17 protein-coding genes are annotated in these 13,319 nt (G+C 63.0%); 5 read left to right on the plus strand and 12 right to left on the minus strand.

The window, feature by feature from the left end:
* Positions 1 to 870 carry a rhomboid family intramembrane serine protease gene (locus AB4Z38_RS14430; protein ID WP_441430347.1) on the plus strand — a complete coding sequence of 290 codons (870 nt, stop codon included), beginning with the start codon at positions 1 to 3 and terminating at the stop codon, positions 868 to 870.
* Positions 871 to 885: 15 nt separating this feature from the next.
* On the opposite strand, the gene AB4Z38_RS14435 is transcribed toward AB4Z38_RS14430, so the two are convergent.
* Both AB4Z38_RS14435 and AB4Z38_RS14440 read right to left on the minus strand, forming a co-directional pair.
* On the minus strand, positions 886 to 1,356 hold the full coding sequence (locus AB4Z38_RS14435) for an SRPBCC family protein (protein ID WP_441430348.1): 471 nt from the start codon (positions 1,354 to 1,356) through the stop codon (positions 886 to 888).
* Positions 1,331 to 1,735 carry an ArsR/SmtB family transcription factor gene (locus AB4Z38_RS14440; RefSeq protein WP_441430349.1) on the minus strand — a complete coding sequence of 135 codons (405 nt, stop codon included), beginning with the start codon at positions 1,733 to 1,735 and terminating at the stop codon, positions 1,331 to 1,333. The genes AB4Z38_RS14435 and AB4Z38_RS14440 overlap by 26 nt, the downstream gene beginning before the upstream one ends.
* A gap of 699 nt (positions 1,736 to 2,434) precedes the next feature.
* On the opposite strand from AB4Z38_RS14440, the gene AB4Z38_RS14445 reads away from it, so the two are divergent.
* Positions 2,435 to 2,929: an SDR family oxidoreductase gene (locus AB4Z38_RS14445; protein WP_441430350.1), complete on the plus strand. Its 495-nt coding sequence runs from the start codon at positions 2,435 to 2,437 to the stop codon at positions 2,927 to 2,929.
* A 94-nt stretch (positions 2,930 to 3,023) separates the two neighbouring features.
* Here AB4Z38_RS14445 and AB4Z38_RS14450 read toward each other — a convergent pair whose 3' ends face one another.
* The 9 genes from AB4Z38_RS14450 to AB4Z38_RS14490 all read right to left on the minus strand — a co-directional run bounded on the left by AB4Z38_RS14450 (position 3,024) and on the right by AB4Z38_RS14490 (position 9,501).
* Entirely contained in the window at positions 3,024 to 4,379 is a 1,356-nt protein-coding gene (locus AB4Z38_RS14450) for an FtsW/RodA/SpoVE family cell cycle protein (protein ID WP_441430351.1), read from the minus strand.
* Between the two features lie 141 nt (positions 4,380 to 4,520).
* Positions 4,521 to 5,555: a cation diffusion facilitator family transporter gene (locus AB4Z38_RS14455; protein WP_441430352.1), complete on the minus strand. Its 1,035-nt coding sequence runs from the start codon at positions 5,553 to 5,555 to the stop codon at positions 4,521 to 4,523.
* Positions 5,552 to 5,914: an ArsR/SmtB family transcription factor gene (locus AB4Z38_RS14460; protein ID WP_441430353.1), complete on the minus strand. Its 363-nt coding sequence runs from the start codon at positions 5,912 to 5,914 to the stop codon at positions 5,552 to 5,554. Before AB4Z38_RS14460 ends, AB4Z38_RS14455 begins: the two co-directional genes overlap by 4 nt.
* A 300-nt stretch (positions 5,915 to 6,214) precedes the next feature.
* Entirely contained in the window at positions 6,215 to 6,817 is a 603-nt protein-coding gene (locus tag AB4Z38_RS14465) for a DNA-3-methyladenine glycosylase I (protein WP_441430354.1), read from the minus strand.
* Positions 6,818 to 6,873: 56 nt separating this feature from the next.
* A complete protein-coding gene (locus AB4Z38_RS14470; RefSeq protein ID WP_441430355.1) occupies positions 6,874 to 7,569 on the minus strand; it encodes an alpha-ketoglutarate-dependent dioxygenase AlkB family protein in 696 nt (231 codons plus the stop codon).
* Positions 7,566 to 8,186: a methylated-DNA--[protein]-cysteine S-methyltransferase gene (locus AB4Z38_RS14475; protein ID WP_441430356.1), complete on the minus strand. Its 621-nt coding sequence runs from the start codon at positions 8,184 to 8,186 to the stop codon at positions 7,566 to 7,568. The genes AB4Z38_RS14470 and AB4Z38_RS14475 overlap by 4 nt, the downstream gene beginning before the upstream one ends.
* Complete coding sequence (locus tag AB4Z38_RS14480) at positions 8,183 to 8,698, minus strand: RNA polymerase sigma factor (RefSeq protein WP_441430357.1); 516 nt, start codon at positions 8,696 to 8,698, stop codon at positions 8,183 to 8,185. Before AB4Z38_RS14480 ends, AB4Z38_RS14475 begins: the two co-directional genes overlap by 4 nt.
* Positions 8,698 to 9,207, minus strand: a complete 510-nt coding sequence (locus AB4Z38_RS14485; protein ID WP_441430358.1) for a methylated-DNA--[protein]-cysteine S-methyltransferase — start codon at positions 9,205 to 9,207, stop codon at positions 8,698 to 8,700. Before AB4Z38_RS14485 ends, AB4Z38_RS14480 begins: the two co-directional genes overlap by 1 nt.
* A gap of 42 nt (positions 9,208 to 9,249) precedes the next feature.
* On the minus strand, positions 9,250 to 9,501 hold the full coding sequence (locus tag AB4Z38_RS14490) for a cell division protein CrgA (RefSeq protein ID WP_078107039.1): 252 nt from the start codon (positions 9,499 to 9,501) through the stop codon (positions 9,250 to 9,252).
* A 310-nt stretch (positions 9,502 to 9,811) separates the two neighbouring features.
* Here AB4Z38_RS14490 and AB4Z38_RS14495 point away from each other — a divergent pair, with 310 nt between their 5' ends.
* Genes AB4Z38_RS14495 through AB4Z38_RS14505 form a run of 3 tightly spaced genes read left to right on the plus strand, consistent with a single transcriptional unit; the run spans position 9,812 to position 11,352 of the window.
* A complete protein-coding gene (locus tag AB4Z38_RS14495; protein ID WP_441430402.1) occupies positions 9,812 to 10,540 on the plus strand; it encodes a class E sortase in 729 nt (242 codons plus the stop codon).
* A gap of 3 nt (positions 10,541 to 10,543) precedes the next feature.
* Positions 10,544 to 10,714, plus strand: coding sequence for a hypothetical protein (locus AB4Z38_RS14500; RefSeq protein WP_284982801.1), 171 nt, complete (start codon positions 10,544 to 10,546; stop codon positions 10,712 to 10,714).
* Positions 10,711 to 11,352, plus strand: a complete 642-nt coding sequence (locus AB4Z38_RS14505) for an aminodeoxychorismate/anthranilate synthase component II (RefSeq protein WP_284750980.1) — start codon at positions 10,711 to 10,713, stop codon at positions 11,350 to 11,352. Before AB4Z38_RS14500 ends, AB4Z38_RS14505 begins: the two co-directional genes overlap by 4 nt.
* Here the strand turns inward: AB4Z38_RS14505 and pknB are convergent.
* Positions 11,349 to 13,319, minus strand: coding sequence for a Stk1 family PASTA domain-containing Ser/Thr kinase (pknB, locus tag AB4Z38_RS14510; protein ID WP_441430359.1), 1,971 nt, complete (start codon positions 13,317 to 13,319; stop codon positions 11,349 to 11,351). The two genes, AB4Z38_RS14505 and pknB, sit on opposite strands and share 4 nt — an antisense overlap.

Genomic DNA, 13,319 nt, shown 5'->3' on the forward strand with positions numbered 1-13,319 from the left:
ATGAGTTACGGAATCCCGGCGGCAGAGCCGTCAGCAGACATTCCGGTGTGCCCGAGGCACCCGGACAGGCCCTCCTATGTGCGGTGCCAGCGTTGCGGGCGTCCCGCATGCCCCGAATGCCAGCGGGCGGCCGCCGTCGGGTTCCAATGCATTGACTGCGTCAATGAAATGAGGCGTTCGACGCCGGTAGTGCGTTCCGCGTACGGCGGCGCCGTTGCGACCGGACGTCCTTTGGCGACGTACCTACTCATCGGGCTGTGCGCCCTGGTGTACGTGCTGCAATGGCTGGTTCCCGGCGATGCAGTTTTCCAGCAGTTTGCTTTCGCGTCCGTTTACGCCACTCCGCAGTACGGGGCATTCGAGCCATGGCGGATGCTGACGAGTGCCTTTGTCCACTCACAGGGCTTTGTCCTGCACATCGTGCTCAACATGTATATGCTGTGGATTTTTGGCCAGGTACTTGAGCCCGTCCTGGGGCGTGTGCGCTTCCTCGCCGTTTACCTGTTGTCCGCCATTGGTGGCTCTGTTGGTTTCCTGCTGCTGACGCCGGCGTTGCCTGCAATCCCGGTCGTAGGAGCGTCAGGTGCGATCTTCGGCCTGTTTGGCGCACTGTTGGTCATCCAAAGCCGGCGCGGCGGAGACACTCGGCAATTGTGGATCCTTATTGTCATCAACGGCGTGATTGGCTTTGTTGTCCCGGGAATCGCCTGGCAGGCCCACTTGGGCGGCCTTATCACGGGCGGCCTGTGTGCCGCCGTGATCGCTTTTGCTCCGCGTGGACCGCGCCAAGCGCTGTTGCAGACTGCCGGCATGGCCCTGGTGGCCGGAGTCCTGGTCCTGGCCACCGTCCTTGGGGCCACGGCGGGCTAACAGCTCCCCGGATTTTTACCGTAGGAGTTCCTCCAGGCGGTCCATCGACTCTTTGATGCCCGCATCCATGCCGCTGGCTACGGCCATGTCACGGGCCTCCACCGAGGGAAACACAGAGTGCTGCACCACACGTGTGCGGCCTCCGAGGTCCTCAAACCTGGTGGTATCCAAGGTGACTTGCCCCGGTGCACCGTCGAATTCGAAGGTCTGGATGATCCGTAATGGCTCCTGGACCTCGTGGAAGACCCCGCGGAAACCGAACTCGTTGCCCCGGCCGTCCAAATGTGTGTAGCGGTAGCTGCCCCCCGTGCGCGCGTCGTAGGATTCGAGGCGCATTTCCAGTCGACGCGGACCCAACCATTTGACGACGAGTTCGGGATCGGTGAAAGCCTGGAACACCCGCTCCGGCGCCGCATCGAAGTCGCGGCTCGTGTCGATGAACGGCGTGCCTGCCGCGACGTCAATGGTTGTTGTGTTGGTGCTCATTGTTCTTCTCCTTTTCCGGATTATGCTTTTGGGCTGTGCTGGTCAATAGTTCGTCCAGACGGGCGAAACGTTCCTCGGCCTGAAGCCGGTAGTTCTCGATCCACTCGGCCAAGGGACCCAGCGCCGTCGTGTTCAAGTGGCAGGGACGGCGCTGCGCTTCCCGGCTCCTCGTGATGAGCCCTGCGCCCTCGAGCACTTGAAGGTGCTTGGAGATGGCTTGGAGGGTGACGGTGAAGGGCTGCGCGATCTCATTGACGGTGGCATCGCCCAAGGCCAACCGCGCCAGTATCTTGCGGCGGACAGGATCGGCGAGGGCCATGAACGCCCTGTTGAGCTGGTCTTCCGGATCCAGCACCGCTGTACCAATCGTGTCCGGCATGCGTCTCCCCTGCCTGGCTTCAGACTCAAGCGTTGCGGATTTCCGAGTTCTCCGCAGTACTCAAGCAAATGGTTTATCAACTAATTCGTTGAATAAGCCCAGCCTAGAACTGCGCACTGAGTCCGTCAACACCCCGTGGATATGTTTTCCACAGGGGTTATCCACAATGTGCGTAACTTACAAGCGTGTAGTTCGATGGCAAATGGACCCTCAGGGGCGGGATGGCAAGGGCTGCGCTTTACTCTGGGGATTAACGTCCACATCTGTGGATAACTTTTGCCCACCCGCCTGTGGGTATGTGGATAAGAAGTGCGTTATTCCGGGTTGTGTGGACAACCTCAGGAGTGGCAACCGCGAGAGCGCGGTATCAACAGAGTTATCAACATTGTTAATAACTCACATTGCTGTAGTTCGGTGTCCTTCGCTCCCCTTGGGGCCCGCCGTTCTGGGAGTTTTCCACTTTGTGGGCGCAGTTTTTCCCCAACTGTGGATAACTTGTGGGTAGCTGCCTGTTGTTAAGTGTGTAACTACAGCGCGGACGGCCAGGATGGGCTCGCTAGGTAAGTTCAGCGCCATAGAGCACAGCAGCCGTGTTTCGGTGCCGCTCGCGTACTTCCGTAGTCCACTCCGCGCGTTCGGCGGGATCGACAGCTTGCCGATTGGCGGGTGGCCAATCAGGTAATTCGCCGGTCAAGGCCCATGCTGCTTGGCGGGCCCGAAGCAGCAGGCGAGGTCACTGCCGAAGCCGTGCGGGTGGCAGGCACCCCCCATATCCTCGTCAACTCAGCAGGGATCGCGCTGCTCGATCCGGCAATCGACGTGCCGGCAGCACGCTGGCAAGCGACGATCGACATCAACCTCAGCGCAAGCTTCTACATGGCGCAAGCCGCCGGCCGCGTCATGGTCGAGGCAGGATACGGCCGGATCATCACCCTCGCCTCGCAGGCCGCGGTGATCGGCCTCGACCGGCATGCGGCCTATTGCACCTCGAAGGCGGCGATCGTTGGACTCACCCATGTCCTTTCACTGGAATGGGCGCCCAAGGGCGTGACCGTCAACGCCGTGTCACCCACCGTTGTTGAGACGCCGCTAGGCAAGAAGGCCTGGGCCGGGGAAAAAGGCGAAAAGGCGAAACGCGATATTCCCGTTGGCCGTCGCTCATCGCCTACCTTTGTAGCGACATGGCCGCTATGATCACCGGCACTAACGTCTTGATCGACGGCGGGTTTACGACCGTCTGAGTGCCCTCGATTCGTGGCTCGGCAACCGGAACAGCGCCCGGCGATCATCAGACGGGAACGTGTTCCGTCTGGGAAGCAATTGTTTCGGGCCTGCGGGCTGCGTCGCTGATCCGCAACAGCAGGGCGACGATAATCCAGTTGGCAAGGAGGGAGGACCCGCCCGCGGAGAGGAACGGCGTCGTCAGCCCGGTGAGGGGAATAAGGCGGGTGACGCCGCCGATAATGATGAAGCACTGAAGGGCCATGGAGAAGGCCAGCCCGCAGGCAAGAAGCTTCCCAAAGGCATCGCGGATGCCCAGGGCGCCCCGGAATCCCCTCGTGAAAAGCAGCAAATAGAGGAGAACGATCGCAAACAGGCCGATCAGGCCGAGTTCTTCACCAAGGGAAGCGATGATCATGTCGCTGTTCGCGAAGGGCACAAGGTCCGGGCTTCCGAGCCCGAGGCCTTTTCCGATCAGGCCGCCGTCGGCCATTCCGAAGAGGCCCTGGACAATCTGGGCGCTGCCCCCGGGGAAGCGGGTGAAGACCTGAGGGTCGAAGGCATTGATCCAGGCGTCAATGCGCAAGCCGACATGGGAAAAGATCTTGGCTGCGGCGTATCCGCCCAAAAGCATGAGCACGACGCCGAGGACGAGCCAGCTGGCCCGGCTCGTGGCAACGTAGATCATCACGATGAACAGGCCGAACAGCAGTATGGACATGCCGAGATCATGCTGGAAGACCAGTACGCCCACGCTCGCGGCCCAGGCGGTGATCATCGGCCCGGTGTCCTTGATCCTGGGAAACTGCAGGCGCCCGAATTTCCTGCCGGCCAGCAGGATCAAGTCCCGGTTGGAGGACAAGTAGCCCGCAAAGAAGACGGCGAGCGTAATCTTCACGATCTCGCCGGGCTGGAACTGGAGCGAACCGAGGCGTATCCAGACATTCGCGCCGTTGATGTCGCCGGCCGAAATACCCGGCACGAGGGGAAGGATGAGGAGGGCGGCGCTCACTGCGAGTGCAATGAAGGTGTACCGGCGCAAGAGCCGGTGGTCCTTCAAAAGCCACAGCACGGCGGCCGCGACCAGGACCGAGACGATCGTCCATGTCAGCTGATTGGTCCCGGCAGTCGTGCCGTTTGACGCATCCAGGCGTCGGATCATGGCGATGCCGAGGCCGTTCAAAGCCACCACAATCGGGAGAATCACCGGATCCGCATACCTTGCCTTGAACCGCAGGACGACGTGGAAGATCCCGGCCAGCGCCGTCAAGGTTCCCGCCTGAAGCCAGAATCCAGCGTCGAGGGCTTCCTTCTTGTCCACGCTGGTCAGTGCAAGGGCACCAATGCCGACGCCAAGTGCCAGCACGAGCAGCACCATCTCCACGTTCCGGCGAGGCTTCGCCAGAATCGCTTGCTGGCTCATGGGCATCTTCTTTCGTGGATCTCGGGCGGCCGGTCGGGTCCGGTTCGGTGGCTCAAGATCGGGTCAGTGGCTCAACATAAGGTTCAGTGGGCCATCATAGCCGCCGCGGCTGGGCTGCGGTTGGGAACAGGATCCGGTCGATCAGCGGCCAGTTCCCGTAACGGTCTGTATCACCATGTCGTCGAGCTTTGGGAGTGCGTGCGCAAGCCGATGCCTGGCGTCGGCGACAGTTTCCTCCACTGCTGACAGCGGCGCGTTGGCGACGATGATGGTGGTGGCGCCCTGCAGGCGATGGCCGACCCAGCGCAGTTGCAGCTTCGGCACGGAGAGAACGCCCGGTGTCGCTTCCAACGCCGACTGGGCGCCGTCCAGCAGTTCGGGTTCTATACCGTCCATCAGGCGTCGACCGATGCTGCGTACGGTACCCCAGAGCAGGACGATGATGGCCGCCGAAATCAGCAGGCCGACAATCGGGTCCGCCAAAGGGAACCCGAGCAGAACCCCGCCGGCGCCAAGCACCACTGCGAGGGAGGTGAATCCGTCAATGCGCGCATGCACGCCGTCGGCAACCAGCGCAGCGGACCCGATCTGCCGGCCGACCCTGATCCTGTAGACGGCCACAATTTCATTGCCCGCAAAGCCGATGAGTCCGGCCGCAAGGACCCACCAAAGATTGTGCAGGGGTTGCGGATGGAACAGGCGATCGATGGATTGCCACGCGGCCACCACTGCCGAAAGCGCAACGACGCCGACAATGAACAGACCGGCAAGGTCCTCTGCCCGTCCGTATCCATAGTTGTAGCGTCGAGTTGCCGCACGACGTCCCAGGATGAACGCAATCCACAGTGGCACTGCGGTGAGCGCGTCCGAAAAGTTGTGGATGGTGTCGGCCAGCAACGCGACCGAGCCGCTGATGAGGACCACCAGGAACTGCAGGACGGTGGTGCCAAGGAGTATGAAAAGACTGATCTTAAGTGCCCGGACGCCCTGTGTACTGGACTCAAGCGCATCGTCGATTGAATCGGCGGCATCGTGGGAGTGCGGGACGAAAAGCTCGTACAGCCACCCCTTGAGACCTTTGTGATGCTCGTGCGAGTGTCCGTCGTGGTCGTGGTCGTGGTCGTGGTCGTGGTCGTGCACGTGGTGCTCGTGACCAACTTGCTGGTGACTGCTCATGCCTGTTCCTGTTCCGCCCGGTGGTGTGCAGGGGTGCCGCCCAAGGCGTGTTCCGCTTGGAATATTGCATCCGCGACCAGCTGGCGGGCATGCTCGTTCTCGAGCCGGTACATGACCCTGGTTCCGTCCTGCCGCGTGGAAACCATTCTCGCCAAGCGCATTTTGGCAAGGTGCTGCGATACCGCTGCCGGGGACTTGCCTACGAGTTCCGCCAGCGCTCCGACGGCCATTTCGCCGTTCCGGAGCGCGAGGACGATCCGGACCCTCGTGGCGTCAGCCAGCATCGCGAACACTTCGACAGCCAATTCAACGTATTGGCTGTCGACCCCGAGCGAGCAGGCGCTCTTATCTGCATTCATACGCAGATTCTTTCACACATCCCGGCCAGTCGAGGACTCGGGATAGCGAACAGGAAGTCCGAGGTGCCACGATCAGTGGGGGCCTGAATGAAGTTCTCAATGCCTCGGGAGTGAACTCTCAGTGAACCTGCGGACACTATCCACAGCCTTGTGCACATTGGGTAAAACCACGTGTCCATGGCGCGAGGGCATGGTTAGCACCTGAATGTCGGGGATCCCGGCTTCATGTACGTGGATGTCCACATGAATTGTCCACAGCTGTGGATAAAGTTACGCACTTCTGTGGAAAGAGGGTGGATATCAGAGCCAAACTCCGGAGCTCCCCCGACGATGGCTGTCGAGCAGATGCGTATCGATCATGCCGATCGCCTCCATCAGCGCGTACATGGTGGTGGGGCCCACGAAAGCGAAGCCCTTCTTACGCAGGGCCTTGGACAGCGCAATCGACTCCTGCGACTGGGTAGCGACGTCGGCAAACGTCCGCGGTTCCGGCGTCGACTCCGGTTGGAACGACCACACGAAGTCCACCAAGCCGCCCTCGCTCCGCAATGCGATGGTGGCTTTGGCGTTGGTGATGGCTGCGCGGATCTTGAGGCGGTTGCGCACAATTCCCGAATCCTGCATCAGCCGTTCGACGTCCGCCTCCGTGAAAGCCGCAACGCTTTCAGGGTGGAAGTCCAGGAAAGCGGACCGGAACGCGTCGCGCTTGCGCAAGATGGTGGCCCAGGACAAGCCTGCTTGGAATCCCTCGAGGCTGATGCGCTCATACAAGCCCCGTTCGTCCCGTACAGGCATGCCCCACTCGTGGTCGTAGTACTCGCGCATGAGAGGGTCAACAGATGCCCAGGGCGGACGCGCAAGGCCGTCGTCGCCAATGATGGTGCCGTTCTCGGGCGGGTTCATGCGTATTCCTCCACAGGGAGCCGGGCAGAAGCTGTTGTTGACATTGTGCCCCGGTCCTACGACATTCCAGTGACGCGCATGGTGATGTTGATCCGCCCTCTCGGCAGCCCGCAGCCTTCAGGAGCCGTTCCGGGGAGCACTTTGGTGATGCCGTGGTAGGCAAAACGGGATGCACCTCCGAAGACGAACAGCGACCCTGAAGACAGTTCGACGTCGGTATGCGGCTTGGTGCGCGTCTCCGTGTTTCCGAAGCGGAAGACGCAACTGTCTCCGATGCTGAGCGACACCACGGGGGCCCCGGACTTTTCGTCCTTGTCCTGGTGCATCCCCATCTTGGCGGCCTCGTCGTAGAAATTCACCAGCGCAGTGTCCGGCGTGTAGCCGGCGGCTTCGGCGGCGTCACCGTAGGCCTCGAACAGTGCTTTGCGGCCCAGACGAACCATCCAGTCAGGAAAGTCGAGCACCCGCCGCCCGTTGACGTCAAAGGCCTCGCGTGTGTACCTATAGGGCTGCCAGTGCCAGCCGAGGCAGACCGTCCGGACGGACATCGGGTGCCCGCCTGGAAGGACGGCGGCGCGCAAGGGGACGGGACCCCTCGTCCACTCTTCGAAACGGGCCGCGGTCCACTGCTGCTGCCCAAGGCTCAGCCAACCCGGAACGTGCACGGCGCCGGGCGCGATCTCCCGCGGACCGGCGTCGGGCGCGTCCGGCAACTCAAGCGGAAACAGCGGTTCCGTCCATCCTGAGCTCATGCTGCCTCAAGAGCCAACAAAGTTCGTTTGGCTTCCGTGCCGCCGAGGTAGTTGCCAAACGATCCATCCGATTTCACCACCCGGTGGCAAGGAACAATCACCGGCAGTGGGTTCGTGGCGCAAGCAGTGCCGACGGCACGCACGGCTCGGGGGCTTCCAGCCGCCAAGGCCACTTGCGCGTAGCTTTCCGTGTGGCCGTAGGCGATCTGCGGCAAATGTTCCAGGACGCTGAGTCGGAACCCGCGTGAAAGGCTGAAATCCAGGGGCAGGTCGAAGCGGTGCCGGGTCCCGGCAAAGTATTCGTCCAGCTCACGGGCCGCGGGATCGAGGCGGTTCGCAGAGGAGAGGATCCGCGGACTGAGCTTTTCCGCGAGCAGCTGCAATACGGCGTCGTGGTCTTCCACTTCGAATGCCACGCGCACCATGCCGCGTTCGGTGGCGGCAAGGAGCAGTTTACCGATCGGCGAATCCACCGTGCGGTAGGCAATATCGAGGGTGTGCTGCTCCGCTGCCGCCGTTGCGAGGCGGTCGTGGAGCCGCTGCATGACAGCCGGTTCTGCGGAGTCAAGGGGTGCGAGGAGTGCGGAGACGTCTGGTTCATCGTGGTGGATGGTCATCGGGTTTCTTCCTTCACGTAGCTCACCGAGCTGTCGTAGCTGTTTGTGAGGATGATGCGCAGCGCCTTGACGCCGTCGGCTCCCGCTCGACGCGCGGCGTCGGGGGTCCCGCCGAGAAGCCCGGCGACGTCCTTGTAGGGGAGCCCGGCGAGGTAGTGGTACGCCACCGCTTGGCGCTGCTTCGGCGGAAGCTGCCCGACGGCGTCGAGCACCTCCCGGTGACCGTCGCCGGGGATTCCGAGGCCGGAAGGTCGCACAGGCAGTTCGTCCACGGGAAGCGGCTGGCGGCTCCTGGCGCGGACAATGTCGATGGATTTGCGGTGGGCGATGGTGACGAGCCAAGCCTGGACGTTGGCACCGGCCGGAAGATCGGGGTAGGCCTTCAGGGCGGAGAGGAAAGTCTCCGACCAGCCGTCTTCCGCGTCGTGGGCGCCGAGAACCGCGCGGCACACGCGCAGGACCGTGGGTCCGTGCTCCCGGACGACCAGCTCGAACGGCTTCTTGGGCTCCATTAGAAGAGCTTGCTTTCCTTCGTCGCCGCTGGTTCTTCGAGTTCCAGGAGGAACCGTTTGTTGTCGAGTCCGCCGGCGTATCCGGTGAGCTTCCCGTCGCGCCCCACAACCCGATGGCACGGGATGATGATGCTCAGCGGATTGCGGCCAACTGCCGAGCCGACGGCCTGGGAAAGGTTGCGATCGCCCAGTTCGGTGGCCAGTTCTCCGTAGCTGACCGTTTCCCCGTACGGAATTTCTTCGAGTCTGGCCCAGACGTGCTGCTGGAACGGATTCCCTGAAGCCTTGAACGGGACGTCGAATGCGGTTCGCTCGCCCGCCAGGTATTCGCCGAGTTCAGCGGCGGTTTGCCGGAACAAGGGATCCTCGGCGGGGACGGCTTCACCGAAGAATTCCGAGGGTGGCATATGCCAATGACCCTCGAAAAAAATGCCGGTGAGCAGCTCGTCCTGGGCAGTCAGCGTGAGCCGGCCCAGCGGCGAATCAATGGCTGTGTGCCTGATGGTCATGTCTAGTAGACGCTGCAGGCGGCCGAAATGTGAGGTCGCCGCTCAGGAGCGCCAGCGGGTGGTCATAAGGAAGCCGACAATCGCGATGCCGAAGCCCGCCACGATGTTCCAGGACGCCCACGCGGGCACGGGAAGCTGGCCGCTCGTGATGTAGAAGGTGATGATCCACAGGAGGCCGATGATCATGAGACCGAACATGACTGGCTTGTACCAGATGGGGTTCGGCTTGTACTGCTGTGCGGTGGCCGCTTCGGTGGGGCGGGCGGCCCTCTTGCGGGGCTTGGACTCGGGCACGGATCCTCCTTGGCCGGCTGAATGAAAGGCCACGCGCCAGCTTGATATCCTGCAGGAAGGAAAATTCCAGCGGTCAACGCGCACGCGGCAATTCCGGGGTTCGTTCTAGCAGTCAAGTCTAGCGGGATTCCGGAGACTGCTCGTCGTCGGGTATCCGCGCCTGTATAGAGGAGATCCAGTGGCGCAGCAGCAGACGCAGCAAGCCGCTGCCGTGCCGGACGACGGCACAGGAACCGGCGCGGATTGTCCCCGCCCCGCGGGACGCAAGCCGCGCTCGGCGAGGCGCAGGGGCCGGCCCAGCACGGGCGACATAGTGCGCAAGATCGTGCAGATCGTGGGCGAGTTGCTCGTTACCGCGGGACTCATCCTGTTGCTCTTTGTGGCCTGGGAGCTGTGGTGGACCAACGTTGAAGCCGACGCCAAGCAAAGCCAGGCCGTCCAGGGATTCGCCAAGGATTTTGCGGGACCTGTGGCACCTGTTGCCCCTGCCAACCCTGCTGCGCCGCCCGACTATGGGAAGCCCGTGGTTGCCGAGGCCCCTGAGCACGGCGGCATGATCGGCATTATGTACATTCCGCGGTTCGGCCCGGATTATTCGCGGCCCATCATCGAGGGAACCGGTTCCGACATTCTGGACACGCTGGGCCTTGGCCACTACGGAACCACCAGCATGCCCGGAGCCCCGGGCAACTTCGCCGTCGCGGGACACCGCCAGACACATGGCGCTGTGCTGGACAACATCCATCTCCTGGTTCCGGGCGACAAGATATATGTGCAGACCAAAGACGGTTACTACACGTACGTTTTCCGCAACAACCAGATCGTGTTGCCCTCGCGGACGGACGTCCTCCTTCCGGTCCCCACACAGCCCGGCGCGACGCCTACCGAAAGCTACCTGACCATGACCAGCTGCAATCCGCGCTTCGGTGCCGAAGAACGCATCATCGCGTACTCCTTGCTGGAAAGTTGGCAACCCGCCTCCGCCGGCCCTCCGCAGGAGATCGCCAAGCAAGTCGCCCAGACGCGCGGAAAGGGTTAATCCATGTACGGATGGATCTTCCGCCACCTTCCGGGACCCCTGTGGGTGCGTATCCTGACATCAGCGGCCCTCGTGGCATGCGCGCTTGTCCTGATGGTCCAGTTCCTCTTCCCCTGGATGTCACAGTTCACTACCTTCACCGACTCAACGATTGGTTCAGCACAGCAGCCATGAGCACAACAAAAATCCTCGTCGTGGACAACTACGACAGCTTCGTCTACACCCTGGTCGGCTACCTGCAGGAACTCGGTGCGGAAACCACAGTGGTCCGGAACGACGACGTCACCCTCGCCGAGGCGATCGAACTGGCGGACGCGCGGGACGGCGTGCTGATCTCCCCCGGCCCCGGCACCCCTGCCGAAGCGGGCGTCTGCATTGAGCTGATTAAGTGGTGCGGAGACAATAACAAGCCGATGTTCGGGGTCTGCCTCGGGCACCAGGCGCTGGCCGAAGCCTACGGCGGGACTGTCACGCACGCACCGGAGCTGATGCACGGCAAGACATCACCTGTGCAGCACGAAGGCAAGAGCGTTTTCGCCGGTCTGCCTTCGCCGGTGACGGCCACCCGCTACCACTCCCTCGCGGCCGTCCGGGAAAGCATTCCCGACGTCCTGGAAATCACCGCCGAAACCGCCAGCGGGGTTGTCATGGGCCTGCAGCACCGTTCGGCGCCGCTGTGCGGTGTGCAGTTCCATCCGGAATCGGTGCTTACCGAAGGTGGCTACCTCATGCTCGGCAACTGGCTTGAATCACTCGGGATGTCCGGGGCGGCCGCCCGTGCGGCCACCCTGAGCCCCCTGATCCAGCGCTAGCCGCCTAATCCGCCCAAGCCTCCGCCGCCCTTGGTGTCGCTAGGAGACGGCGTAGGCGTCGGCGTGAGGCTCGGGGACGGGGCGGGAGCCTTCGCGACAATCACGCTGATGGTCTTGCCCTGCTCCACCAGGGAATTGAAGGCATCGCCCTGGCTCGTCACCTTTCCGGGGGCTACTTGCGAATTCTCCTGTTCGGTGACCGCGATGGCCAGGCCGTTCGCTTTGAGCAGCGCTTCGGCATCGGCTTGACTCAGACCAACGAGTTGAGGCACGGATACCTTGCCTGTGGACACCACCAAGTCAACCGTGCTGCCCACGCCTACTACAGCTCCGGAAGACGGCTTGGTACTGATGACGGAGCCTGCGGGAACCGTGGCACTATTGGCCAAGGTACTTGACCCACCCACGAGGCCGGCCTGGCGCAGGAGGTCGCGGGCCGCGGCTTCGGTGAGGCCGCTCAGTCCTGCCGGGACAGTCGCCGAGACCGGCCCATTTGAAACGTTCAGCATGACTTGTGATTTCGGCGCCACTTGGGACCCCGCGCCAGGATCGGTGCTGATTACGGTCCCTTTGGGGACCTTGTCGTCCGGGACGTGGTTCGACTCCGGGCTGAGATTGGCGCCGTACAGCGTTTGCAATGCCGTGGCCTCGCTCATGCCGGCGACCGCCGGTACCTGGACCAACGCGGGCGGAGCCGGCTTCTGGTTCACCGTGCTGTACACCCAGAATCCGCCGCCGGCCAAGACCAGCAGCACCAAAATAACCACCACCGCGGTCCACGCACGACGGCGGGACTTCTGCCGGACGGTCCGCTCGCGTTCAGGGGCGAAACCAAGCGGCATGGCGCCGTCGTGGTCAGCTTCAAGTTCCCGTTCGCCGGCCTGCAGGGCCAGCATGTCCCGGTCGCCGGCAGCCTGGCCGTTGCCCGACGCTCCGATCAGGGTGCTGTCCAGGAATTCGGCGCCCGTCAGGCCGCGCACGAAGCCGCCTTCCGGAATCTGCTGTGTCGAGGGAACCACGTCCTGGACGTCCGTGGGTGTTCCGGCGGCAAGGGCCGGGACTGCCACGCCGTTCTTGGCCGCACGCAAGGCACGCCGGAACGCGGCCGCATCCTGGAAACGATCGGCGCGATTCTTCTGCAGGCCCTTGGCCAAGACGCTGTCCAGTGCCCCCGAAACGGCCGGATTGAACGTGCTGGCGGGCTCCGGGGCCTCGCGGACGTGTTGGTAGGCCACCGAGACAGGGCTGTCGCCCGTGAACGGGGGGCGGGACGTGAGCATTTCAAACAGGAGGCACGCCGCAGAGTACAGATCGCTGCGGGCATCCACGGTCTCGCCGAGGGCTTGCTCGGGCGAAAGGTACTGGGCAGTACCAACCACGGCCTGTGTCTGGGTCATGGTTGCCGCGGAATCGGCCATTGCCCGGGCGATTCCGAAGTCCATGACCTTCACATCGTTTGACTCCCCGGTCACCATGACGTTGGCTGGCTTGATGTCCCGGTGGACGATCCCCGCCTTGTGGCTGTACTCCAGCGCGGCAAGGACGCCCAGGATGAACTCGATGGCTTGATCGATGTCCAGTTCCTTGGCGCGGATCAGGTCGCGGAGAGTCCGGCCGGACACGTATTCCATGACGATGTAAGGGACCCGGACGTCCTCGCCCGGGCCGCCGGACACGGTGTACTCGCCGGTGTCGTAGATGGCGACGATCGAGGAGTGGTTCAGGGCCGCCACAGCCTGAGCCTCGCGTTTGAAGCGCGCGTGGAACTGCGGATCGCGGGCAAGGTCGGCACGGAGCAGCTTCACCGCTACGGTTCGTCCGAGCACCGTGTCGGTGCCCTTGTAGACATCGGCCATGCCACCACGGCCGAGCAATTCACCGAGTTCGTACCGCCCGTTGAGGACGCGCTGGGATGTCATGGGGGTGCTGTCCTCTCTGTGGGCAGGGGTGGAGCGTCCGGTTGGCAT

Source organism: Arthrobacter sp. 2RAF6 (assembly GCF_052115205.1).
Lineage (GTDB): Bacteria > Actinomycetota > Actinomycetes > Actinomycetales > Micrococcaceae > Arthrobacter.